Annotated in this window: 18 protein-coding genes; 4 read left to right on the top strand and 14 right to left on the bottom strand. The window is 71.8% G+C overall.

Translation table 11 applies throughout. From position 1 onward, the window contains the following. Positions 1-284 precede the first annotated feature (284 nt). The 10 genes from OG718_RS09965 to OG718_RS09920 are packed head-to-tail and all read right to left on the bottom strand — an operon-like array spanning position 285 to position 11,620. Positions 285-1,817, bottom strand: coding sequence for an ABC transporter ATP-binding protein (locus OG718_RS09965; protein WP_328843939.1), 1,533 nt, complete (start codon positions 1,815-1,817; stop codon positions 285-287). Beyond that, entirely contained in the window at positions 1,814-2,671 is an 858-nt protein-coding gene (locus tag OG718_RS09960) for an ABC transporter permease (RefSeq protein WP_306936087.1), read from the bottom strand. The genes OG718_RS09965 and OG718_RS09960 overlap by 4 nt, the downstream gene beginning before the upstream one ends. Further along, positions 2,668-3,621 (bottom strand): ABC transporter permease, encoded by a 954-nt coding sequence (locus OG718_RS09955; RefSeq protein WP_328843938.1) that lies wholly within the window; start codon positions 3,619-3,621, stop codon positions 2,668-2,670. The genes OG718_RS09960 and OG718_RS09955 overlap by 4 nt, the downstream gene beginning before the upstream one ends. After that, positions 3,618-5,195 (bottom strand): ABC transporter substrate-binding protein, encoded by a 1,578-nt coding sequence (locus OG718_RS09950; RefSeq protein ID WP_328843937.1) that lies wholly within the window; start codon positions 5,193-5,195, stop codon positions 3,618-3,620. The genes OG718_RS09955 and OG718_RS09950 overlap by 4 nt, the downstream gene beginning before the upstream one ends. A gap of 59 nt (positions 5,196-5,254) precedes the next feature. Continuing rightward, entirely contained in the window at positions 5,255-6,034 is a 780-nt protein-coding gene (locus OG718_RS09945; RefSeq protein WP_306936084.1) for a class I SAM-dependent DNA methyltransferase, read from the bottom strand. After that, complete coding sequence (locus OG718_RS09940; RefSeq protein ID WP_328843936.1) at positions 6,031-7,263, bottom strand: MFS transporter; 1,233 nt, start codon at positions 7,261-7,263, stop codon at positions 6,031-6,033. The genes OG718_RS09945 and OG718_RS09940 overlap by 4 nt, the downstream gene beginning before the upstream one ends. After that, positions 7,247-8,293 carry a mandelate racemase/muconate lactonizing enzyme family protein gene (locus OG718_RS09935; RefSeq protein WP_328843935.1) on the bottom strand — a complete coding sequence of 349 codons (1,047 nt, stop codon included), beginning with the start codon at positions 8,291-8,293 and terminating at the stop codon, positions 7,247-7,249. The genes OG718_RS09940 and OG718_RS09935 overlap by 17 nt, the downstream gene beginning before the upstream one ends. Next, the gene (locus OG718_RS09930; RefSeq protein ID WP_143641124.1) at positions 8,290-9,375 is read right to left on the bottom strand and encodes a PLP-dependent cysteine synthase family protein; all 1,086 of its coding nucleotides are present in this window, start codon (positions 9,373-9,375) and stop codon (positions 8,290-8,292) included. The genes OG718_RS09935 and OG718_RS09930 overlap by 4 nt, the downstream gene beginning before the upstream one ends. Then, positions 9,372-10,367 carry a Rossmann-like domain-containing protein gene (locus OG718_RS09925; RefSeq protein ID WP_328843934.1) on the bottom strand — a complete coding sequence of 332 codons (996 nt, stop codon included), beginning with the start codon at positions 10,365-10,367 and terminating at the stop codon, positions 9,372-9,374. Before OG718_RS09925 ends, OG718_RS09930 begins: the two co-directional genes overlap by 4 nt. Then, complete coding sequence (locus tag OG718_RS09920; RefSeq protein WP_328843933.1) at positions 10,364-11,620, bottom strand: ATP-grasp domain-containing protein; 1,257 nt, start codon at positions 11,618-11,620, stop codon at positions 10,364-10,366. Before OG718_RS09920 ends, OG718_RS09925 begins: the two co-directional genes overlap by 4 nt. Before the next feature lie 315 nt (positions 11,621-11,935). On the opposite strand from OG718_RS09920, the gene OG718_RS09915 reads away from it, so the two are divergent. Both OG718_RS09915 and OG718_RS09910 read left to right on the top strand, forming a co-directional pair. Then, the gene (locus tag OG718_RS09915; protein ID WP_328843932.1) at positions 11,936-12,682 is read left to right on the top strand and encodes an SAM-dependent methyltransferase; all 747 of its coding nucleotides are present in this window, start codon (positions 11,936-11,938) and stop codon (positions 12,680-12,682) included. A 207-nt stretch (positions 12,683-12,889) separates the two neighbouring features. Continuing rightward, positions 12,890-13,612 (top strand): peptidoglycan-binding domain-containing protein, encoded by a 723-nt coding sequence (locus OG718_RS09910; protein ID WP_143641128.1) that lies wholly within the window; start codon positions 12,890-12,892, stop codon positions 13,610-13,612. Positions 13,613-13,634: 22 nt separating this feature from the next. Here OG718_RS09910 and OG718_RS09905 read toward each other — a convergent pair whose 3' ends face one another. The 3 genes from OG718_RS09905 to OG718_RS09895 all read right to left on the bottom strand — a co-directional run bounded on the left by OG718_RS09905 (position 13,635) and on the right by OG718_RS09895 (position 18,749). Next, the gene (locus OG718_RS09905) at positions 13,635-14,618 is read right to left on the bottom strand and encodes an aldo/keto reductase (RefSeq protein ID WP_143641129.1); all 984 of its coding nucleotides are present in this window, start codon (positions 14,616-14,618) and stop codon (positions 13,635-13,637) included. An 88-nt stretch (positions 14,619-14,706) separates the two neighbouring features. Then, entirely contained in the window at positions 14,707-15,402 is a 696-nt protein-coding gene (locus tag OG718_RS09900) for an alpha/beta fold hydrolase (RefSeq protein WP_306936075.1), read from the bottom strand. 59 nt (positions 15,403-15,461) lie between these two features. After that, on the bottom strand, positions 15,462-18,749 hold the full coding sequence (locus OG718_RS09895; protein WP_328843931.1) for a family 78 glycoside hydrolase catalytic domain: 3,288 nt from the start codon (positions 18,747-18,749) through the stop codon (positions 15,462-15,464). 273 nt (positions 18,750-19,022) lie between these two features. Here OG718_RS09895 and OG718_RS09890 point away from each other — a divergent pair, with 273 nt between their 5' ends. Both OG718_RS09890 and OG718_RS09885 read left to right on the top strand, forming a co-directional pair. Next, positions 19,023-21,623, top strand: a complete 2,601-nt coding sequence (locus OG718_RS09890) for an ATP-binding protein (protein WP_328843930.1) — start codon at positions 19,023-19,025, stop codon at positions 21,621-21,623. A 115-nt stretch (positions 21,624-21,738) separates the two neighbouring features. After that, the gene (locus tag OG718_RS09885; protein ID WP_328843929.1) at positions 21,739-23,136 is read left to right on the top strand and encodes an FAD-binding oxidoreductase; all 1,398 of its coding nucleotides are present in this window, start codon (positions 21,739-21,741) and stop codon (positions 23,134-23,136) included. A 56-nt stretch (positions 23,137-23,192) separates the two neighbouring features. Here the strand turns inward: OG718_RS09885 and OG718_RS09880 are convergent, their stop codons facing one another. Further along, positions 23,193-24,002, bottom strand: coding sequence for an SAM-dependent methyltransferase (locus OG718_RS09880; RefSeq protein WP_328843928.1), 810 nt, complete (start codon positions 24,000-24,002; stop codon positions 23,193-23,195). Between the last annotated feature and the right edge of the window lie 2 nt (positions 24,003-24,004).

The raw sequence follows: 24,004 nt of genomic DNA, 5'->3' as shown, positions 1-24,004 counted from the left end.
TTGACGCGGCGAGAGCGCGGTGCCAACGTGCACGCACCAGTCCCCCCGGCCGACCGGGACCCGGGGTGACGTCGGCCGGACGTCACCTGCTGAACGGCGTTACCGAAGACCACCGCCGCGGCCAGACTGGCGGAGATCATCCGCGACGTCGCCGCCGGCCGCCGGTACGTCGCCCCTGATATCGCCGCCTCCGACATCGTCGCCTCCGCGCTGACCGAGGACGACTGCCCCCTCACCGACCGCGCTGACGCCCGGCGACTTCACGGCGCACAGGATCCGCCCGGTCACCGCCGTACTCTCGAACGGCCCGAAGTCTCCACCAAGGACACGGTGAACGGATGTGCCGGTGCTGTCAGCACGTCCTCGGCCGGGCCCTGCTCGACCACCTCCCCGGCGTCCAACACCGCGATTCGGGAAGCGAGTCGGGCGGTGTCCAGGTCGTGTGTGATCAGTACGAGGGACAGGTCGCCGCGGTCCCGCAGCAGCCCGGCGAGCAGGTCGAGGATGCCCCGGCGGGTGACCGTGTCGAGCCCGGAGGTGATCTCGTCGCACACCAGGACCCGCGGCCGGGCGAGCAGGGCCCGGGCCAGTGCCGCCCGTTGGAGTTCGCCACCTGAGAGCCGGGCGGGTGAGCGGTCCGCCAACTCGTCAGCCAGGCCAAGGCTGTTGAGGACCTTCGACGCCTCGGCCAGGGCCTCCCGAGGGGGCACCCCACGCAGCCGTACCGCCGTACGGGCCACCTGGTCGAGCACCGGCCGGCGTTCGTCGAAGGAGGCGCGCGCGTCCTGGAACACGTACTGCACGGCGGCCAGTTGACCGCGCGCACGATCGCGCAGGCTCGGTGGCAGTACCACCCCGTCGAGCAGTACCTCGCCCTCGTACCTGCGATGGAGTCCGGCCATGCAGCGGGCGAGTGTCGTCTTTCCGCTGCCGGAGCGGCCGAGGACGGCGAGGCACTCGCTGGAGCGCAGGGCGAGTTCCGGCGTATGCAGCACCTCGACGTCGCCGTGCCGGGCACGGAGATCGCGGACCTGAAGCACGGTGCACGAGTCCGACGTTGCCGGTGTATCGCTTCTCAACGTCGGCTGTTCCGCGAGGAGTTCACGCGTCCATGGATGCGAGGGCGCGAGCCATACCCGCTCCGTCGGCCCGGACTCGACGACCCGGCCGTCCCGCATGACCAGTACCTCGTCGGCGAGCGCGCGTACGGTCTCCAGGTCGTGGCTGAGCAGGACGACGCCGATACCCCGCGCGGCGACCGCCGCCAGTTCGTCGACCACGCGTCGCTTCGTCAGCGCGTCCTGCCCGGTGGTGGGCTCGTCCGCTACGACGACCCGCGCGCCGAGGAGCAGGGCCTGAGCGAGGACGACGCGCTGCTGCTGGCCACCCGAGAGCTGATGCGGAAAGCGCCTCAACAGCTGTGATCCATCCGGAAGTTGTGCCATCTCCAAGGCGTTCAGGACGTGCTCCCGCGCCGCGGCACGACGGGCACGTCGAGGCAGTTCGCGCACCTGGCCCCGCGCGATGTCGTACAGCAGCGCACCGATCCGCCGCGCGGGGTTGAGCACCGCCGCCGGATGCTGCGGGACGTAGCCGACCAGTGCCTCGTCCACCCGTACGGAGCCGGTGACCCGCGCGCCCGACGGGAACTCGCCCAGCAGCGCACGCCCTGTCGTCGTCTTCCCGCTGCCGGAGGCACCCACCAGCGCGGTCACCCTCCCCGGCAGAACCCGCAGGCTCACCCCGTCGACGATGCGCCGCCCACCGACCTCGACGGTCAGCTCCTCGATCTCCGCCACCGCGGTCGACTCGCTCACGGGCGGGGCTCCTTCACATGGTCACGAGCAGCAACGGCGTCGTGGGCGACATCCCGTTCAGTCCTGAGCAGCGCGTCGAAGAGCAGATTGCAGCCCATCGTCAGTGCCACGATCAGCAGCGCCGGGACCACCACGGCCCACGGCTGCACGAACAGACCCGTACGGTTGCGGTCCACCATCACCGCCCAGTCGGCCGCGTCCGGGGCCACCCCGATGCCCAGGAAGGCGGCCGTGGCCACCAGATAGAGGACACCCGTCAGCCGCACGCCCGCGTCGGCGGCGAGCGGCCGCAGGATCGACCGGCCGACATGGCCGACGGCGATGCGCCACCACGACTCGCCCTGCATCCGCAGCGCCTCCACCGTCGGACGCGAGGCCACGTCCGCCGCGGCGGCGCGCACGATGCGTGCCGCGTCCGGGATGTTGACGAGCGCCACCAGCAGGGCGAGACCCGCCGCGCCGGGCGAGAACACCGACGCGACCAGCAGGATCATCAGCAGCGACGGCACGGCGAGGAGCACGTCCAGCGGCCTCATCAGCACCTCTTCCAACCAGGTCCGGTGGGTGAGCGCGCTGATCAGCCCGACCGGCAGCGCCACCAGATAGGCCAGCGTCGTGGCCGCGAGGGCGACGACCACCACGGGCCGGCCGCCGAACAGCACCTGCCGCCACACGTCACGCCCCACGAAGTCCGTGCCGAGCCAGTGCCCGTCGCCGAGCGTGAAGGAGACGGCCCGCGGCCCGGGTTGACCCGCGAACAGCGGCCCGAACAGGGCGAGTACCAGCGGTACGCACACCAGGGCGGCCCCGAGCGCGAAGCGCCCCGACGGCAGCCACTTCGCCCGTCTCCTCACGCGGCCACCTCCGCCCGCGGCGCGAACCGGTGGGCGACGAGATCGGCCCCCAGGTTCAGCACGACGGTGATCACTCCGAAGATCACCGCGAGCCCCTGCACCACCGGTACATCCCGTTCGGCGACGGCGTTCATCAGTACGGTCCCCAGTCCGGGAATCACGAACAGCGCCTCCACGACGATGACCCCGCACAACAACCAGTCGACGGTGCGGGCGAGTTGCTGGGCGGCGGGCGCGATCGCGTTGGGCAACGCGTGCGCGTACCGCACCCGGGTGCCCGGGATCCCGTAACGGCGGGCCTGCGCGACGTACGGCGAGGCGAGCGCGTCGATCATCCCGGCGCGCACCAGCCGGGACAGCGAGCACACCGGCCGGGACAGCAGGACGAGCACCGGCAGTACGAGCGCGGCCGGATGCCCGAGCAGATCCGTGCCATAGCCGACCGCCGTCGGCGGCAGCCAGCCGAGCCGCAGCGCGAACACCGTCACCAGCAGCACCCCGAACGCGAACTCCGGCACCGCGTACACCCCGAGCGTCACGGAACTGACCAGCCGGTCCACGAACCGCCCCTCGAACCGCGCGGCCAGCACCCCGAGCCCGACCCCGACCGGCACCAGCAACGCGACCGTGAGCCCGGCGAGGAGCAGGGTGGGACCGAAGGCGTCGGAGATGTACGAGGAGACGGGCCGCCCGGACGTCAGGGAGTTCCCGAAGTCCGCGTGCAGCAGGCCGGTCGCCCAGTCGGCGAGCCGTTCGTACGCGGGACGGTCCAGGTCCAGCGCCTCGCGGATGGCGGCGATCCGCGCCGGATCCGGCTGGTCCCCGGCGAGGGCCACCGCCGCGTCGCCCGGCAGCGCCTCGGTGAGCGCGAAGACCAGCACCACCACGGCCACGGTCTGCGCGCCACCGAGCAGCAGCCGACGGGCGGCCCACGAGCCCAGTCCGCTCACGCCAGCCAGACCTTGTCGAACCGCGCCCAGTCGAGCGTGTTCGCGGGCGCCTTCCGCTCAACTCCCTTGACCGTGCGGGCCGTTCCGATGATCCAGTCGGCGAACCCCCACACCAGGAATCCGCCCTCCGCATACAGGCGGCGCTGCATCCGGCCGAACACGGCGGCGCGTTCGGTCTCGTCCTTCGTGGACTGCGCCTGGTGGTAGAGCGCGTCGAAGTCCTTGTGGTGCCACTTGGTGGCGTTGGTGGTGGAGTCGGTGAGCAGCCGCTGCGAGATGTGCGACTCGATGGGCATCGCGCCCGAGCGGTAGCAGCACAGGGTTCCGGAGTCGAGGATGTCCGCCCAGTACGAGTCCTTGCTGCCCATCTTCACCTCGACGGTGACACCGGCCTTGGCGGCCTGGTCGCGGAAGATGCCGGCCGCCTCGGTGAATCCGGCCGCGACCGCCGACGTGTCCAGCGTGACCTTCAGCTTCTCCGCGCCCGCCTTCTTGAGGAGGGAACGGGCCCGGTCGAGGTCTTGCTCGCGCTGCGGCAGGCCGTCCGCGTAGTACTCGTACCCCTTGCCGAACAGGTCGTTGCCGACCGCGCCCGCCCCGGACAGCGCGCCGTCGATCAGTTCCTGGCGGTCGGCGATGAGGAAGAACGCCTCCCGGACCCTCTTGTCGTCGAAGGGCGCCCGGTCCGTCTTCATGGCGAAAGCCTGCATGGCGCTGTTCCGCAGCCGCACGATCTCGATCTGGCCCTTGCCCTCGTGGGCGCGCGCGGTCGTCGGGTTCAGCTCATGGGCGTACTCGACCTGTCCGCCGAGCAGCGAGTTGACCCGCGCGGACTCCTCGTTGGCGACGACGAACTCCAGCTCGTCGAGGTGCGGGGCGCCGTCCCAGTAGGCGTCGTTGCGCCGGAAGACCGCCGAGCGGCCCGGTGCGAACGACGCGAAGCGGAACGGCCCGGAGCCGACCGGCTTCTTGTCGAAGGCGGTGTCCGACGTCCCGTCGGGCACGATGTACGCGCCGAACGCGGCCAGCACATTGGGGAATTCGGCGGTCGGCCGCTTGAGGACGAACTCCACGGTCCGCTCGTCGACGGCCCGGCTCGCCTTCAGGTCGATGGGTTCGAGGGAGGCCTTTGCGCGGAACGCCTTCTCGGGATCTGCGATACGGCGGTAGCTGAACAGGACGTCCTCGGCGGTGACGGGCTTCCCGTCGTGGAATTCCGCCTTCCGCAGGGTTACCTTCCAGCGGTCCAGGCCCGCGTTCGGCTCCCAGCCGGAGGCCAGGCGCGGCTGGGCGGAGAGGTCGTCGCCGTAGTCGGCGAGCTTGTCGAAGAGCGCCTTCGCGCGGGCCACATCGGCGAACAGGTTGGCCAGGTGCGGATCGAGCGTCTCGCTCGCACCGCCGCCCGCGAAGGCGGCCCGGAGCCGCCCGCCGCGCCGGGGCTTCCCGTCGTTCCCGCCGTCCGCGCCCGCACCCGAGCCGTTGTCCGAGCTGCCGCAGCCGACGAGGGCGAGGGCGCCCGCACCCGAGGCGGCGGCGAGGAAGCCTCTACGACGGAGGCCGGGGTATTCATGCATGACGATGTCCTTGCTGTGTGAGGTGGACGAAGCAGTTGAGGCAGGGAGGCGTGGTGCGGTCAGACGTCGAGCCGGGCCACCACGTGCAGCCGGTCGGCCTCTGCCGCGGTCCCGGGCAGGTCGCCCTCCTGCCACGGCGGTTCGGTGCGCGGCCCCGGACCGTCGTGCAGCGCGAGCACGGTGAAGCCGTGGGAGGCGAGGAAGTGACGCAGCTCCAGCGGGAGGAGCAGCCGCCAGGCAGATCGCTGTTCGACGGGGGCCGAGCCGTCGTCGGCGGTCCATGCGCGGGTACGCCGCAGGAGTTGCGCGGTGCGGTCGACGTACAGCGTGGTCGTCGACCGGTACGAAGTCCCCTGCCAGGCAAAGGCGTTGACCTTCGGTGTGTTCAACAGGTCGTCGCGGCCGAGGAAGTAGGCGCCGTTGCGCATCTCGGCGACGAGCAGGCCTCCGGGTGCCAGGCTCCGGCGACAGGAGGCGAGAAAGCCGTCGAGATCGTCGTTGGTGTGGCAGTACAGCAGCGAACTGTCCAGACACACCACGGCGTCGAAGACGCCGAGCGAGAAGTCCCTCAGATCGGCGCGCACGTACTCCGGGCCGGGGTGTCGCTCGCGGGCGTACGCCAGCATCGCCTCGGAGAGGTCGGCCCCGACGACCGTCCGCCCGGACGCGTGCAGCTGGGCCGCGTCCCGGCCGGTGCCGCAGCCCAGGTCGAGAACCCTCGGACCGGCCGCGTACCGCCGCAGGCAGTCCTCGGCCCACCGCCCGGCCAGCCGATCGGGATCGGGGAACCGGGCCTCGTACAGCTCAGGGTTGTCGGTCAGCAGATTCCCGCTCGTCATGCCGTCGCCCCCACGGGCACGGGACGCTCGGGCAGCGCCTTGAGACGACGCAGCCAGGTGACCCCGCCCGCAGACGCCAGGCCGAAGACCAGGCAGCAGGCCCACGGCAGCCAGGAAGCTCCCCGCTCATCACCGGTGTCCATGGCCCAGCCGACGACCGTGTTGCCCACGGCCGCCGCGATCCCGGACACCATGTAGAAGATCCCGAAGTACGTGCCGGTCAGCTCAGGCCGCCCGAAGCCGGGGATCAGCTCCATCACGAAGGGCTGGGCGACCATGACGCCGACGTAGAGGAACAGGACACCGACGAGGACGGGCACGGCGTGCCACACCTCCGGCGAGGCCCCCGACACCAGCATCGGCGGCAGGAAGGCCAGACCCATGAGGGCGAGCCCCACACCGATTGCCTGATGCCCGCGGTCCTTCAGAGCCCGGGTCAGGCGCATCTGCAGGGCGAGATTGGCGAGCGCGCCCACCAGGAAGACGAGTCCGGCCGCGCCGTCCCAGCCCGTGGCCCGGCGGGCGCCGTCGGGCAGCAGCAGATACAGCTGGTTCTCCAGGGTGAACATGCCGACCATGGCGAGCGAGAAGGCCAGGAACGCGCGGTTGCCCACCACCTCACGCCAGTCCGCGAGCACACCGCCCGTGCTCTTCGGCACCGCCCGCGCCGGCAGCACGAGCGCCTGCGCCACGGTCAGCACCGCGAAGATCCCGGCGGCCGTGAGCGCGGAGGCCCGGAAGTCGAACAGCAGCAGGACACTGCCGAGCAACGGCCCGATCAGCGCACCGGTGGTCGCGAAGACGTTGAACAGCGCGAACGCCTCGGCCTTGCGCTCACCGGCCTCCTGCGAGAGATAGGCCCGCACGGCCGGGTTGAACAACGCCCCCGCGAGTCCGCTCAGCACGGACGCGGCGAGCAGCACCGCGAGCCCGTCCCCGAGCGCGAACAGCGCGAAGCCGACGGTACGCACCGCACACCCGGCGATGATCACGCCGCGTGCCCCGAGCCGGTCCGCGGCCGATCCGCCGATGAGGAACAGCCCCTGCTGGCTGAGGTTGCGCACCCCGAGCACGATCCCGACGACCGCCGCCGACATGCCCAGGTCCTCGCCCAGATGCGTGGCCAGATAGGGGATGAGCAGATAGAAACCGGTGTTGACGCCCAGCTGGTTGACCAGGAGCAGCCGGATCGCGGGCGAGAAGCCGCGTATCTCATGCAGCGTCTTCACGGCTCACCTGCCTCTCCCGTACGCCGAGCCCGGGCAGATCACTCGCCCGTACGACACCGTCGGTGCCCCCGATGCCGGTCCACGGGTCGTCGGCGAGCAGCAGATGCCCGTCGAGGTCGGCCCAGCGGGCGCGGTCGGCGAGATGCACGGAGGGCGCGAGGCCGAGGGTGCTGGCGGTGAGACAGCCGAGCATCAGGTCGGTGCCGCTGCCCTCGACCAACTCGGCGATCCGCAGCGCCGTGTACGGACCACCGCACTTGGCGAGCTTGACGTTCACGCCGTGCACCCGGCCCACGAGACGGCGTACGTCCTCGTACGTGACGGCGTCCTCGTCGGCGATCAGGGGCAGCGGTGAACGCTCGGCCAGCCGCGCCAGCGCCTCCGGATCGCCGGGGGCAAGGGGCTGTTCGACGGCCTCGACGCCCAACTCGGCGTAACGGGGGAGAAGTTGAAGTGCCTGAGCGGACGTCCAGGCACCGTTGGGGTCGAGGAGCAGCCGGGCCCGGGGCGCGGCGGAGGCTATGGCGCGTATGCGGTCGAGGTCGTCCTCGGGGTCCGGGGCACCCGCCTTGACCTTGATGACGGTGAAGCCGCTCTCCGCGAGCGAGCGGGCCTGCGCGGCGGCGCGCTCGGCCGGGACGATCCCGATGGTGCGGGCGGTCCGGGCGCTCGGAGCGCTCCTCGCGCCGAGCAGCCGGTGCACCGGGACACCGGACCGCTTGCCGCACAGGTCGAGCAGCGCGGCCTCGACGGCCGCGGTCACCGCCGGCGGCCGGTCGCCCGCGGGCCGTTCCCGCAGCGCGTTCTCGGGGTCGCCGAATCGGCCCAGATCCAGACCGGCCTCGTACAACTGCCGTTCCAGTTCCGCGGTGTCGAGGCCGTAGTAGACGCTGGTGACGGCCTCGCCGTGGCCGGTCAGGCCCTCGTGCTCGACCGTCAGCCAGACGGCGTCGCGGGCGGCCATCGTCGAACGGGATATGCGCAGCGGCTCGGCGAGCGCGAGCCGCACGGTGCGCAGGGTGGCCTTCACGGGCTCCCTTCCAAGGGGGTGTGCAGCGGGTCGGTGACCGTGGCGCAGCGGACCCAGCCGGTGGCCTCGACGGCACGCGGATGCGGGATCTCGACGGGCCGGGTGGCGGCGCCGGCCGGGTCGAGGCCGTGCGCGGCCGCGAAGTCGTCGTCGTAGACCGTGCCGAGATAGCGGTGCGGTCCGTCGGGGAAGACGGTGGCGACCACGGCCCCGGGGTGGACGCGGGCGGCCCATGCCGAGACGAGCGCCACCGCTCCGGTACTCCAGCCGCCGCTGACGAAACTCCCGCGAGCGAGACGTCGACAGGCGTCCGCGGACTCGGCCGGGCCGACCCAGTGCACCTCGTCGAACGCCTCGTACGCCACATTGCGCGGATGGATGCTGCTCCCGAGGCCGCGCATCAGGCGGGGCCGGGCGGGCTGGCCGAAGATGGTGGAGCCGGTGGCGTCCACACCGATCAGGCGCAGCCCCGGCCAGTGCCTGCGCAACGGCCCCACCACCCCGGCACTGTGACCGCCGGTGCCGACACTGCACACCAGTACGTCCAAGTGGTCGAGCTGGGTGGCGAGTTCGGCAGCGAGCGAGGCGTACCCGGCGATGTTGTCGGGGTTGTTGTACTGGTCGGGCCAGTACGCGTCCGGCAGCACCGCGAGCAGCTCCCGCAGCCGGGCCAGCCGCGCGGCCTGCCAGCCGCCAACGGCCGCCGGGCGGTCGACTAGTTCGAGACGGACCCCGTAGGTGCGCAGCAACTGCCGCATGGACGGTTCCAGTTCGGTGTCGCCGACCAGCACGATGGGATGCCCGAGTGCCTGCCCGGCGAAGGCGAGACCGATTCCGAGCGTCCCCGAGGTGGACTCCACCACCGGTGCGCCGGGCCGCAGTTCACCCCGTTCGCGGGCGCCGAGCAGCATGGACACGGCGGCCCGCGCCTTCATGCCACCGGCGGCGAGCCCTTCGAGCTTGGCCCAGAAGCCGGGCTGGGGGCAGGGCAGATCGGTGGTCACCCGGGCCAGCGGCGTGCGGCCGAGGAGCGCGAGGAGATCGGGGTTGGCGGTGAGGGGGCGCAGCGCGGCCGTCGTCACAGCGCGGCCTCCGTGGAGCCGTCGCGATGTCCGGACCGGTGGTCGGACGGATGCCCGGACCAGTGCCCGTAGCGGTGGATGACGCCGGGGCCGCCGTCCAGCCAGAAGAACGGGTACGGCTCCGCGCACACCGCACTCACTCCGGCGCCGAGGAAGCGCGGCAGGACGGCGCTTCCCGTCTGCGCGAACATCACCAACTGCTTGCCGGAGCGCAGGGCATGCTCCCGCAACGGTTCGAAGGACCCGTTGCCGAGCGTCATACCGGACGCCAACACGGCGTCGCATGCGTCGAGTTCGGCGATCGCGTCGGTCGCGATCGGCTCGCCCCACTCCGTCCGGCCACCCTTGAGATCGCACGGTATGTACGGGACGCCTCGTGAACGGAGCGCCTCAAGCAGGGAGTTGACGACGCCGACGACGAGCACGGACTGCCCCGGCCGGACGTCCAGCAGCTCGACGACGGCCTTCGCCCGAGCGCGGGACTTCTCCAGGGAACTCCCGGCGGGCAGCGTCCGGGGGAGTGCCCCGTTCTCCGGCGTGTGCGGGGTGACATGCATCAGATACGCGTCCAGAGCCGCCACCCTGACCGGCGTCAGCGGATGCTCCAGCAGCCGCGCCACGTCCGCGCCGGCACAGTCGTCCACCGCGTCTTCGGACAGCGCCCCCGGTTCGACCGCACACGAGCCGACGGCCCGGTCGAGGCGCAGGCTGAGCACCTCGTTTCGGTATCCGCCGCGGCGCCCGTCATGACGTACGACCTGGCTGGTGGTGAACGCCACGGCGATGCGCAGGGTGCGGGGGTCCGGACCGAGCCGGCCGGCCAGGACGCGACCGGCCAGGTCGTCGTACGAGGCCGGGGGTGTGGCGTCGAGCCCGGCCGGGGGTGTCGTGTCGTACGAGGTCGCGGGTCCGGTGGCGGATGGGGCGGCCGCTCTCCCCGCCCTCTCCTGGACGGCGGGGGCCGATGCCCCGGTGCCGGTCGTCGCGCTCATCGGGTGTTCACCCGCGGCCGCAGCCCGGACAGCAGCGACTCGACACGGGCCCGTGCACCGAGCCCCTCCGCGTCACCCGCCATCACATGACCGAGGTACTCGTTGTTGCTGCCCGCGGCCTTGACCGCCCGCCCCGGCTCGGCGAACTGGACCTCCAGCACACCCTGCGCGCCGCGCACTTGATCGCAGCCGTCGATCGCCTCCAGTGTCCCCGTGGCGTCCGGCACCAGGAAGCCGACGGCCGCGCTGCGCAGCCCCGTCTCGCTCCGCCGCAGGTCGGGAGCGCGGCCGAGAGCGACCTCCACGCAGGCCGCGGCCAGGTCGAGTCCGGTGACGTGCCGGATCAGCTCGGTGATGCGGTTTCCGGCCGGACGGGGATTGACCTCGACGACCCGCGGACCGGCGGCGGTCAGCTTGATCTCGGTGTGGGCGACCACGGAGTCGAGGCCGAGCGCCTTGATCGCCAGCACCGCGGTGTCCTGGGCGGCCTCCGTGTCACCGGGCGCGAGCGCGGCCGGGAACATATGGCCCGTCTCGATGAACGCGGGCGCTCCGCCGACGCTCTTGTCGGTCACGCCCACCACATGGGTCGAACCGTCGAACGACACGGTCTCCACGCTGACCTCGGGCCCGTCGAGGAGTTCTTCGAGGAGGAGGACGGGCGCCCGGATCTGGCCGCGCGCGTTCACCGGGAAGTCCGCGATGGCCCGGCAGGCGTCCGACAGCTCGCGCTCGTCGTCCACGCGCCGTACGTACATGCCCGCGCACAGGTCGACCGGCTTGACCACCAGCGGGAAGCCGAGCTCCCGCGCGGCCTCCTCCGCCTCGGCCCGGTCGGCGCAGACGGCGAACCGCGGGCCGGGGACGCCGGCCTCGCCCAGGACGCGGCGGGTCGTGTCCTTGCGGCAGGCGTTCTCCACCGATTCCGGCGTGGGACCGGGGAGCTCCAGCCGGGCGGCGATGCGTGCCACGGTCGGCAGGTAGTAGTCGCAGGACGTGACCACCCCGTCGAAGCCGAGAGCCCCGTGCAGGCGCTCGGCCTCCGGGAGCAGGGTGTCGACGTCGTTCGTGTCGGCGGTCAGCACATTGCGGGCCGCGAGCAGGGGGTGGGCCGTGCCCTCCGGGGCGGAGCGCAGGTAGTGGTGCAGATCGCGGGTGAGGAACGTGAACTCGTGCCCGCCCTCCCGGACCGCCCGTGGCAGCAGTCTGCTCATCGACCCGACCCAGCTCTCGACCACCAACAGATGAGCCACAACTCCCCTTTCGCGCACGCTGGTTGAGATTCCGGGCACGCCAGGGGCGCCCCATGGCGGGGCGCGGACGGCGTGACCGACGCACACGCTATCGACAATCATTTTCATTGTCATCTGATTGCCCGGCCTTTGTTGCCGACGCGGCAAAAAACCGTTGGACAGGGCCGGACGAGCAGATCTAGCCTCGCCCGGTCCGAGTGATGGTGTGCCTACCGAATGAGGTGCGGGAGATGACGGTCCTGACGAGCGCGGCCGCGTACGACGGGCTGCGTACTTCAGCCACCACGACCTCCTCGGACCGAAGGAATCCCAGAAGTGGATCTTCCACGTAGCTTCACCATCCGCGAGAGCGGACACCGCATTCACAACCCGTTCACCAGCGAGAAGCTGGCCACGCTCGGCCGGGCCCTCGACCTGGCTCCTGGGACGAGCGTGCTCGACCTCGCCTGCGGCAGCGGCGAGATGCTGTGCACCTGGGCGCGCGACCACCAGGTGACCGGCACCGGAGTGGACATCAGCACCGAGTTCCTCGCCGCGGCGCATGCCCGGGCGACGGAGCTCGGGGTCACCGACCGGGTCGCCTTCCGGCACGGGGACGCGACCGGCCATGTCGCCGACGAACCCGTCGGCGTCGCGGCATGCCTCGGCGCCACCTGGATCGGTGACGGGGCGGCCGGCACCGTCGAACTGCTCCGCCGGAGCCTGGCGCCGGGCGGGATCATGCTGATCGGCGAGCCGTACTGGCGCCGGGAGCCCCAGGACCAGGCCACCGTCGAGGGCTGCCACGCCACCACGAAGGACGACTTCCACCCGCTCCCCGAGCTGCTCGAACTCTTCGGCCGGCTCGGCTGCGACGTGGTGGAGATGGTCCTCGCCGACCAGGACAGCTGGGACCGGTATGTGGCGGCGCAGTGGCTCAACACCCGGCGCTGGCTGGACGCGCATCCCGACGACGAGATGGCGGACGAGATGCGCGAGGACCTCGCCACCGGACCCGTACGGCACGTCCGGTACCAGCGTGAGTACCTGGGCTGGGGCGTCTTCGCGTTGATGAACCGCTGACGGGCGCCGGGTGGGCTCCGCCGGTACGACGTACTGACGGGCGGAGCCCACCCGGCTGCCGGCTCCATCGGGCAGCCGGTCCCGTCGAGCAACCGGCCTCGCTCGGGGGTCGCCCACGCCCAGGGCGATCAACTCGGCGGGCCGCTGTTGAACTTCCGGGCGGGGGTACCCGTATCAATCCTCAGTACCGCCCGGAGGGAGAGCAGGTTGTCGACACCGTCCGACCCACAACTGCCACCGAACCGGTCGGCGCTGGAACCGACCCACGTCATGCGCCGACGCCGGTCCGGAGCCCTGTCCGAGCTGGTGCGACAGGTCCAGGAACGGGAACGCGACCCGGACGACGGGTACGAATTCGTCGCGGTCCCGGTAGCGGACACCGCCGCACTGCCTCGTACGGCGGAGGACGACACCCAGGAACTGCCGCCGTACATCGTCGACTTCGGCAGCGACGAAGGCCACGATCAGGGCGGCACACGCGGCCGCCGGGTCGCCCGCACGACGGCGCACGGCCGTACGTCCCTGTTCCGCCGCACGGCGATCGCCATCGCCGCCGTGGCCGCCGCCCTGGCGGGATTCAGCGCGGCCCTTCTGCTCACCTGGGACCGCGAGGCCACCGACGACAAGGCCCAGGCGCCGCCCCCGGCCGCGTCATCCGCCCCGGCACCGTCCCAGCCCGCCGCCGCTCCCGACCCCGATGGCGCAGGCACCCTCCGCGAGGGCGACAGCGGCCCGGAGGTGAGCGACCTCCAGGAACGACTGCTCCGCATCCCCAACGTGTACGAGGGCGGCACGGCCACCGGCCGCTACGACGCCACACTCACCGAGGCGGTAGCCCGTTTCCAGCTCTGGTACGGCATCCGCGGCGACGAATCAGGCGTCTACGGCAACGACACCCGCACCGACCTGGAATCCCGCACGGGGTCCTAATCTCCTGACTCGGAAGACTGGACTACCCCTTCGTAGGAGCCCGTTCGTCCAAGAGGCCATCCGCGCGGAGGTCGTCCCACAGGGGCTGCGGGACGTTCGTGGCGAGGGACGCGATGTTGCTGCGTACCTCTTCGGCCGTGCGCATGCCCACCACGATGCCCGCGATCGTGGAGTGGAGGAGGGGGAAGGCCATGGCGGCCTGGGGGAGGGTCACACCGTGGGTTTCGCAGATGTCGGCGATGCGGTGGGCGCGCTGGAGGAGGGCCTGCGAGGCGGGGGCGTAGTCGAAGCGGGCCTCGGAGGTGGGGCGCGGGGTGGCCAGGAGGCCGGAGTTGAAGACGGAGGCCGCCAGGACCGAGACGTCGCGGGCCGCGCAGGCGGGGAGGAGGTCGTCGAGGGCACTGTGGTCGAGGAGGGTGTAGCGGCCGGAGAGCATCACCACGTCGACGTCGGTCTCCTCGACGAGCCGGGTCAGCATTCCGGGGTGGTACATGCCCGCGCCGATCGCACCGACGACCCCCTCGGCGCGCAGCTCGGCGAGCGCCGGGCAGCCGTCACGCAGCGCGGTCTCGAAGTGGGACTCGGCGTCATGGAGGAACAGCACGTCGATCCGGTCGACGCCCATACGGGTGAGGGAGTCCTCCACGCTGCGACGGATCCCGTCCCGCGAGAAGTCCCACACCCGGCGGTGCGTCGCGGGCACCTCGAAACTCTCGTCCTTCCGCCCCGCCGGATCCTGTGGCACGAGCAGCCGGCCGACCTTCGTCGACAGCGTGAACTCCCCGCGCGGCCTCGTCCGCAGCAGCTCACCCACGCGCCGCTCGGAGTGGCCGATGCCGTAGTGCGGCGAGGTGTCGAAGTAGCGGATGCCGCTGTCCCAGGCCTCCGCCAGCGCCCCCGCCGCGGTCGTGTCGTCGAGCGGCTCGAAGAGCCCGCCCAGCGGCCCGCCCCCGAACCCCAGCTCCGTGACCTCCACGGCGGTACGTCCGAGCCGGTTCCTCTTCATCCAGCAGGTCCTCTTCCTCAGGAGACACAGCACCGTCAGGACATGGTGTCCCGGCGGCGCCGTGACTCCAACCGCTTTTCCAGGGAGGTCAGATCCAGCCCTCCAGCGACTTCATGAAGCCGTCGAAGTCGTCGCGGTGGATGGTGTGGCCCGCGCCGGGGACCGTTCGGACCTCGAAATGGCTCGCGCGTAGGTGGGTGGCGTCCTCGGGGCCGATGAGGAAGCTCGGGTCGGCGAGTTGGACGAGTGAGGGGACCACCGGCTGGGTGGGGAGGAAGCCGAGCAGGGGGCGGCCGCCGAGGAAGTGGGCCGTGTCGGGATCCCAGTCCGCGAGTGTGGCGAGTTCGATGTCCACATCGGCCTCGTCCCAGCGGGGGTTGAGCCGGGCGATGTGCTCGCGGGTCGCGTTCCTGCCCTCGACGAACGCGGCCGCGTCCACCCGCCGGTCGGGCGCGGACGTCGCCCAGACCGGGTCGCAGTACACCGCGCGACGCGGCCGCAGCCGGTCGATGGCCAGCGACAGCGCGAGTCCGCCCAGGGAATGCCCGATGGCCACGTCGGCCCGCCCGGTCAGGGTGTCCACGAGGTCGCGGGCGAAGAGCGCGGGGCTGTACTCGCCGCGAGGCGACGCACCGTGCCCGCGCAGATCCACCGCGACCACCCGGTACCCGCGCTCGGCGAGCGCCGGTCCGACCCGGCGCCAGGTGCGGGAGTCGGACATGATGCCGTGGACGAGTACGGCACTCTTGTCGCCGGATCCCCACGTACGGGTGTTGAGCTGCACGTCGATGCCTTTCTCGGTCCCAGGCCCCAGGCCCCAGTCGTCGCTCTCGCCGCCTCACATCACTCGGCGGCCCGGCCCCGGGCCACGAACTCCCAGCCGCCGTGGGCCACTTCATACACCACGAACCCCGGCTCGACCCGCACGAACCCCGCCCCGCCCGGCGCCTTCACGGCCGAGCGACTCTCTGCAGGCACGCACACCTCGGCCGTCGAACCCACCGGCACCCGCACCGACAACCGTGTCGAACCGTCCACGACCGACCACGCCGCCGAGGCCTCTCCACGTACCGTGCGGACCGAGGTACGGGCCCAGTTCACGCCCGTACGGCCGTCCGGGCGGACCGTGAAGGTCCGGTAGCCCGCGTCTCCGGGACGCAGTCCGGCCACGTTCTCGTACAGCCACTGCACGACCGTGCCCTGGAAGTAGTGGTCGCGGGAGCGCGAGTCGAGCGGCCACATCTCCCACATGGTGTCGGCGCCGTTCTCGAACCAGTAGCCCCAACTCGGGTACGTGCGCTGAGTGGCGATCGCATGGGCCACCTCGGGATGGCCCTGCGCGGACAGCTGCCGCAACAGCACACTCGTCCCGAGCGCACCGGTGTTGAGATGGTTCCCGCGCTGCTTGATGTCGGCGAGGAGGGAGTCGACGACCGTGGCCCGAGCGCCCGGCGGGACCAGCCCGAAGGCGAGCGGAATGCAGTTGTTGGTCTGGCGGTAGCCGGGGTCCTTCGCCGTGCGGTAGTGCCCGTCCGGTCCCAGGAAGGCCGCGTTGAACGCCGCCTTGAGCCCGTCGGCGGCCTTGCGATAACGGTCGGCGACCTCCGCGTCGCGCAGCAGATCCGCCAGTTCCGCCGTGTCCGTGAGTGCCCGGTGCAGATACGCCGTCGCGGTCAGCCGGGTGTCCTCGGGCGGGTTGCCGCCGTACCCCGGCGGCAGATAGTCGCCCAGGGCGGTCACCGCGAGCCCGTCCTTCAGCCGGGAGATCTCCCAGTCCAGATAGCGCGTCAGCGGCGCCCAGTGGTCACGGGCCAGCCGCTCGTCCCCGTAGACGCGGTACATCTCCCGCAGCAGGAAGGGGTACACCGTCGTCCACTCGGGCGAAGGACCGAGATCGCCGTAGCCCCAGCCGCCGCTCGGGACGATCACCGGCAGCTGCCCGTCGGCGTTCTGACTGTCCTTCAGGTCACCGAGCCACTTCGAGAGGAAGCGGTGCACTCCGAGCGCGTACGTCATGACGGGCGCGCCCAGCTGCGCGTCACCGGTCCAGCCGTTCTTCTCGTACATCGGCGTGTCCGTCGGAATGCCGTGCAGGTTGTTGAGGACCGTGCGCCGCATCGCCCCCTCCAGCCGCTCGTAGAACGGCTCGGAGCAGGCGAACGTACCCGTCTCCGCCACGCGCGTATGGACGACCCGGCCCAGCACCTGCGACGGCTTGGGCTTCGCGGGCAGCCCGCTGATCTGCACGTAACGGAAGCCCTTGTACGAGAACTTGGGCTCCCACACCTCGTCGGCGCCGCCGCCCGCGCACACGTACTCGTCGGTCTGGAACCGGCCCGGCACGTGCCCGGTCTCGGCGTGGACGCTCCCGTCGGACTTCAGCTTCTCTCCGTGGATCATGCGTACGGTCGTCCCGGCGCCGGCCCGCACGGTCAGCCGCGTCCAGCCGGCCATCGTGCGGCCCATGTCGACGACGTACACGCCCTCGCTCAACTCCTCGACGGCGACCGGGCGTACGGTCTCGACGACCTCGATCGGGTCGTGCGGCTGTGCGTGAAGGGTGCCTTTAGGGGCCGCCTGCCGCTGGACCTCCTGCCAGCCGCTGTCGTCGAATCCGGGGCGGGACCAGGCCGCTCCGGGTGCCTTGCGCGCGTCGTAACTCTCGCCCGCGTACAGGGAGTTGGAGAGGGTCGGGCCATCGGTGATCCGCCACCGGCCGTCCGTGGCGACCGTGGTGCGGGAACCGTCGGGGTGGTCGATCTCCAACTGGCCGAGGAGCCGCGGCTCGCCGTGCCACGGAGGGCGGTGCCAGTTCCACACGTTCGGTGTCGTCATGCCGAAGAAGCCGCGGCCGAGGGTCACCCCGATCGCGTTGGTGCCCCGGCGGAGGAGGTCCGTCACGTCGTGCACCGCGTACAGCACGGTCTCGTCGTAGTCGGTGAAGCCCGGGTCGAGGACCTGACGGCCGACGCGTCTGCCGTTGATCTCGGCGTCGTAGTAGGCGAGTCCGCTGATGTAGAGGCGAGCGCGGGCCACGGGCTTCGGGACGGCGAACTCGTGTCGCAGCAGCGGAGCCGGCTGCTCGGTCGCCGTGATCGACACACCGTTGCCCCAGGGGCCTTGTCCGTACGCCGCGAGTACGGCCGCCTCGGGCCACCCGCTGTCGTCGAACTCCGGCCGCTGCCAGCCTTCTTGCTCATTCTCGGCACAGCGCCACCCCTCGTCCGTGACCAGTTCGACCGTGTCCGATCCGGTCTCCACGATGAGCCGTACGAGCAGTCCTCCGGGGTTGACGGAGGCGTTGCCGCGGTTCGTCGCCAGGGCGGCGACCGCGATCGGCCCGGACCCGGCGGCACGTACCTGCTCGGTGACGTCGACGAGATGGCCCTGCCGCCAGGCATCGGTCTGCTCGGGCTGGTGCGCCACCCGCTCGCCGCCGAGATACAGGGTGAAGTCGTCGTCGGCCGTGGCGAGCAGCGTCGCCTTCCGGACCTCCGCGCCCGCGGGCGGTGTCAGCGCGCCCCGGAACCAACGGGGCCCGGCGGGCGCGTCGTTGGAGGTCGAGCCGGGTGACCAGATCCAGGACGCGCCGTCGAACGTCGGCGGCTCCGGCGCGGCGGCCGCACCGATCCAGACCCCCTTCCAGGCATCCTTGGACAACGTTGTCTCCCACCAGCGGGGCGCACTCCACGCCGACGGCCGGCCCTCGCCGTCCCACACCCTGACGTGCCAGTGGTAACGGGTGCGCGGCTGGAGAGCCGGGCCGTCGTAGGCGATACCGACGGTCCGGTCCGAGGTGACCCGCCCCGAGTCCCAGACCGTGCGCCGCTCCTGGCGCAGGCCCTTCTTGCTCAGCGCCACTCTCACCTGGTACGCGGTCTGCCGGGCCCCGCGCCCCTCGGCGGCCAACTCCCAGGTCAGTCTGGGCTTTTCGACCTCGGTGCCGAGCAGTGTCTCGGCGTACTCGACGGTCGTGCGCTCGATCCGCAGCCGGCCGGCCCCCGAGGCGTCGGCGGCCGTTCCCGCCGACGCGGCGGCGGTCTCGACGGCCCCGGAACCCAGAGCGGCGGAGGCGCCCGCTCCGGCGACGGAGGTGCGGAGGAAGGCGCGGCGGTTCCAACCCTTGGTCATCTGGGGCCCCTTGGTTGCGTACATGCGTGCACGGATGCGGGTGGCGAAGGGAGAAGGGTGTTTGAAACGATTCATTCGACTGTGGACGATCCTATGCAGTGCGGCTGTCGGGCTTCAAGAGGCGTGCATGGTGTGGCCGTCGGTGCCGCAGGGGGTGGTGAGGTCGGGGGTGGGTGTCCTCGGCCGGGCCGGAAGGCGCCGCAGTCCGCGTCCACGTGCGGGGAAGTGGTTCGCGACCGACCGGAACGGCCCGGCGCGTGCCAGAATCGCAGCGTGGATTGGGGGATCCTCGAACGAGACGACGAGCTGGATCGTCTGGCCGCCGCCGCGCGGGACGCGGCGGACGGAGCCGGTTCGGTGACGCTCGTCTTCGGCGAGGCGGGTATCGGCAAGTCGAGCCTGGTGAAGGCCATGCCTGCCGTGCTGCCCGAGAAGGCGCGCGTCCTGGTGGGGGAGTGCGACGACCTCGCGACGCGACGGCCGCTCGGCCCCTTCCGCGACCTCGTCGGCAGCGTCGGTGCCGAACTGGCCCGGGCCCTCACGGTGGGCGGTGACCGGCCCCGGGTGTACGACGCCCTGCGGGCGGAGCTGACCGCGGCTCCGCATCCGGCGGTCCTCGTCATCGAGGACGTGCACTGGGCCGACGAGGCCTCGCTCGACGCCCTGCGGTTCCTGGTGCACCGGGTGGAACGCCTCCCGGCCCTCCTGGTCCTCACCTACCGGGACGACGAACTGGACCGCCGCCACCCCCTGCACCACCTCCTGGGTCAGGTCTCCCGGGCCGAACGCGTGCACCGCCTCCCGCTGTCCCGCCTCTCCGCGGGCGCCGTGCGGGAGCTGAGCTCGGTGAGCCGCCTGGATCCGGCGGAGGTGTACGAGGTGACCTCGGGCAACCCGTTCTTCGTCGCCGAGGTCGTGGCGGCCGGCGGCACCGGCGGGGTCCCGCCGACCGTGGTCGACGCCGTCCTCGCCCGGCTGCGAGGCCTGGACGACCGCACCCGCGACGCCCTGGAACAGCTCGCCGTGGTCCCGTCCGCCGTCGAACGGTCCCTGGTCGACACGCTGTTCACGGACGGCGTGGCCGAACTGGCCGCCGCCGAACAGCGCGGACTGCTCACCGTGACCCCCGAACGGGCCGGTTTCCGGCACGAGTTGATCCGCAGGGCCGTCGCCGACTCGCTGCCCGCCGCACGGCGTATCGAACTCAACCGCCACATCCTCGCCGCGCTCGTAGCCAAGCCCGGCTCCGACCCGGCCCGCGTCGTCCACCACGCGGCGGAAGCCGGCGACCAGGAGGCCATCGCGCGGTACGGCCCCGACGCCGCCCGGGACGCCTCAAGTGCCGGTGCGCACCGGGAGGCCGCCGCCCATCTGCGGCTCGTCCTGCGACAGCGCGACCGGTTCGAGGCCACCGAACTGGCCGACCTGCTGGAGCGGTACGCCGTGGAGAGCTACACCATCGCCGACTCCGCGGCCGCCGTGGACGCCGAACGGGACGCGGTCGCGCTGCGGCGGTTCCTCGGCGACACCCGGGCGCTCGGCGCCGACCTGCGCTGGCTGTCCCGTATCCACTGGTGGGCGGGCAACGCCGACGAGGCACAGCGTGCCGCGCGCGAGGCCATCGCCGTCCTGGAGGACGCGGGCGACGACCGGCTGCTCGCGCTCGCCCTCAGCAACACCTCCCAGCTCCACATGCTCTCCGAACGCAGCGCCCTGGCCATCGACTTCGGCGAGCGCGCCATCGCACTGGCCCGCCGCACCGGGGACGACGCGATCCTCGCGCACGCCCTCAACAACGTCGGCTCCGCCCGCTGGCGCTCCGGCGACCCGCTCGGCCGCGCCCAACTGGAGGAGAGCCTGAAGGTCGCGCTGGCCGCGGGCGAGGTCGAGCACGCCTGCCGGTCGTACGCCAACCTCATCTGGACGCTGCTCCAACGCCTCGAGTTCACCGAGGCCGACCGCTACCTGGCACCCGGTATGGCGCTGGCGGACCGGGCGGAACACGTCGGCTTCCTCAGCTATCTCCATGTCGCGACGGCGCTGCGCCGGTTCGCCGCCGGGGCCTGGGACGACGCGGAGCGGCACGCCGAGATCGGCGCCCACGACTTCGTGCCCGCCCGCTGCCCCGCACTGACCGTGCTGGCGCGGGTACGCGTCCGCCGCGGCCGGGACGGCGGGGAGCAACTGCTCGACGAGGCCTGGCAAATCGCCGTGCGCGCCCGTGAACTGCAGCGCACCGGGCCGGTCGCGGTCGCCCGGGCGGAGGCGGCCTGGCTCCGGGGCGATCACGCGGCGGTGATCGCGGTCGCCGGTGAGGTCTTCGAGGAGGCGCGCCGCCTGTCCGCCATGCCGCACGTGGCCGAACTCGGCTACTGGCTCACCAAGGCGGGCAGCCCCGTACCGGCGGACGGCTGGGACCATCCGTACGCGCTCCAGACCGCCGGACGGTGGCGCGAGGCGGCCGAGGTCTGGCGCGCGGCCGGCTGCCCGTACGAGGATGCCGCCGCCCTCGCCGAGAGCCCGGACCCGGACGACAAGCTCACGGCCCTCGCCGGTCTGGACGCGCTCGGCGCGGAGCCCCTGGCCCGCCTGGTCCGCGGCGAACTGCGACGGCTCGGCGTGCGCCACATCCCGCGCGGCCCGCTCGCCGCGACGCGCGACAACCCCGCGGGCCTCACCGAGCGCCAGCTCCAGGTGATGCGACTGCTGGCCCAGGGGCTGACCAACCCCGAGATCGCCGAGCGGCTCGTGGTCTCGGTCCGTACGGTCGACAACCACGTCTCCGCCGTACTGGACAAGCTCGGTGCCCGCTCCCGGCGCCAGGCCACCGCCCGCGCCACGGAGCTGGGGCTGGTGCCCGGACGCGAGACCTAGGTAGCCGCCGACGCCGAGCTGAGTGACCGGCACGGATATCTGCGCACGGTGGACGGGACTAGAAACAGGCCCATGGAAGGGGCCCGGAAGCCGGGTCCCGGATCGGGGGATGCACATGTCCGTCACACCCGCACAAGCGGCCCGGCAGGAACTCACCCAGTTCAAGGGACAGTTGATCGGGCCGGACGACTCCGGCTACGAAGAGGCCAGTCCCGTCTACAACGCGATGATCGTGCGTCGGCCCGCCCTGGTGGCGCGCTGTACGAGCGCCGAGGACGTCACGCACGCCGTCGGCTTCGCCCGCGCCCACGATCTGCCGCTCGCCGTGCGCGGCGGAGGGCACCACGGCGCGGGACTCGGGACCTGCGACGACGGAGTGGTCGTCGACCTGTCCCCGCTCAAGGACATCGAGGTCGACCCCGAGGCCAGGACGGTCCGCGTCGGCGGCGGCTGCGTCTGGGGCGAGGTGGACCGGGCCACCAACGCGCACGGTCTGGCCACCCCGAGCGGCATCATCTCCACGACCGGCGTCGGGGGCCTCACGCTCGGCGGCGGCCTCGGCCATCTCACCCGCAAGTGCGGGCTGGCCATCGACAACCTCCTGGAAGCCGAGGTCGTCCTGGCCGACGGCCGCGGCGTGCGCGCGAGCGCCGACGAGAACCCCGACCTGTTCTGGGCGATCCGCGGCGGAGGCGGCAACTTCGGCGTCGTCACCTCGTTCCTGTTCCGGCTGCACGAGGTGAGCACGGTCGTCGCGGGTCCCACGTTCTGGCCCGTCGAACAGTGCGCCGAAGTACTCGCCGCCTACCGCGACTTCATCCCGCACGCGCCCCGTGAACTGAACGGCTTCTTCCTGATCGGCGCGGTCCCGCCCGCACCGCCGTTCCCCGAGGAGCTCCATGGGCGCAAGGCCTGTGGTGTCGTGTGGTGCTACGCCGGGGAGGACGCGGACGCGGCGGCGCGCGCGATGGCGCCCCTGCTCGACGCCCTGCCGGAGCCGATGCTGCACGGCCCCGCGCCGATGCCGCACCCCATGATCCAGGGTGCCTTCGACGGCCTCTACCCGCCCGGCGACCAGTGGTACTGGCGTGCCGACTTCGTCAACGAGATCCCCGCCGAGGCGATCGACCTGCACGCCAAGTTCGGCGCCGAACTGCCGACCATGAAGTCGACCATGCACCTGTACCCGATCGACGGCGCCGTCCACGACCACGCGCCGACGGACACCGCCTGGAGCTACCGCGACGCACGCTGGGCCTCCGTCTTCGCGGGCGTGGACCCCGACCCGGCCAACGCCGACGACATCAAGCGGTGGACCGTCGACTACTTCGAGGCCCTCCACCCGTACTCGGCGGGCGGCGCCTACGTGAACATGATGATGGACGAGGGCCAGGAGCGCGTACGCGCCAGCTACCGCGACAACTACGCCCGGCTGGCCCGGATCAAGGCCGAGTACGACCCGGGCAACCTCTTCCGGCTCAACCAGAACATCGAGCCGGCCGCGAGGCCCTGACCGGCGGGACCCGGACCGGCCCTGGCGCCAACGGGGGGCGTCAGGGCCGCGGGGACTCAGGACTTGCGGGCGACGCCCCCGTACACGTCCGTCGCCTCCGGAGTGCTGCCCGGCTCGGGGCGCCACAGCGGGCAGGAGACGATGCCGGGGTCCAGCAGTTCGAGACCGTCGTAGTAGACGGAGATCTCCCGCGGGCTGCGCAGCACGTACGGGACGGCGCCGGTGTCGTCGTAGCCCTCCTGGGCCCGCTTGAGCTCGGCGTCCGTGTCGGTGCTGTCGTAGTGCACGAAGTAGCTGCCCGGCGGCAGAGCGGCCTGGAGACGGCGGACGATCGACCGGGCCTCTTCGTAGTCCTGGATGTGGCCCAGGATGCCCATCAGCATCAGCGCGACGGGCTTGCTGAAGTCGAGGATCTTGCTCGCGGCCTCGATGATCTTCTCGGGCTCGTGCAGGTCCGCGTCGATGTAGTCGGTGACACCCTCGGGGGTGCTGGTGAGCAGCGCCTGGGCGTGCCGCAGCACCAGCGGATCGTTGTCCACGTAGACGATCCGCGACTCGGGCGCCACGCGCTGGGCGACCTGGTGGGTGTTGTCGTACGTGGGCAGGCCCGTGCCGATGTCCAGGAACTGGCGGATGCCCAGCTCACCGGCGACCAACGTCACGGTACGGATCAGATAGCCGCGGGAGGCGCGGGCCATCGCCTCGATGTTCGGGGCGATCTCGCTGTAGGCGTCACCCGCCTCCCGGTCGACCTCGTAGTTGTCCTTGCCGCCCATCCAGTAGTTCCAGATGCGGGCCGAATGCGGCACCGTGGTGTCGATCTTGGACAAAGCGTCCCGGTCGGGGATGGACTGGCCGTCTGCCATGC

Source organism: Streptomyces sp. NBC_00258, assembly GCF_036182465.1.
In the GTDB taxonomy this organism is placed as follows: domain Bacteria; phylum Actinomycetota; class Actinomycetes; order Streptomycetales; family Streptomycetaceae; genus Streptomyces.
The sequence above is the reverse complement of the archived record's forward strand: the minus strand, read 5'-3'. Positions and strand labels throughout refer to the sequence as shown.

Coding starts and splice junctions, on each gene's coding strand:
- OG718_RS09905 (WP_143641129.1), bottom strand. CDS start 14,618: ATGAAGAGGAACCGGCTCGGACGTACCGCCGTGGAGGTCACGGAGCTG.
- OG718_RS09945 (WP_306936084.1), bottom strand. CDS start 6,034: ATGACGAGCGGGAATCTGCTGACCGACAACCCTGAGCTGTACGAGGCC.
- OG718_RS09950 (WP_328843937.1), bottom strand. CDS start 5,195: ATGCATGAATACCCCGGCCTCCGTCGTAGAGGCTTCCTCGCCGCCGCC.
- OG718_RS09880 (WP_328843928.1), bottom strand. CDS start 24,002: ATGGCAGACGGCCAGTCCATCCCCGACCGGGACGCTTTGTCCAAGATC.
- OG718_RS09895 (WP_328843931.1), bottom strand. CDS start 18,749: ATGACCAAGGGTTGGAACCGCCGCGCCTTCCTCCGCACCTCCGTCGCC.
- OG718_RS09925 (WP_328843934.1), bottom strand. CDS start 10,367: ATGAGCGCGACGACCGGCACCGGGGCATCGGCCCCCGCCGTCCAGGAG.
- OG718_RS09885 (WP_328843929.1), top strand. CDS start 21,739: ATGTCCGTCACACCCGCACAAGCGGCCCGGCAGGAACTCACCCAGTTC.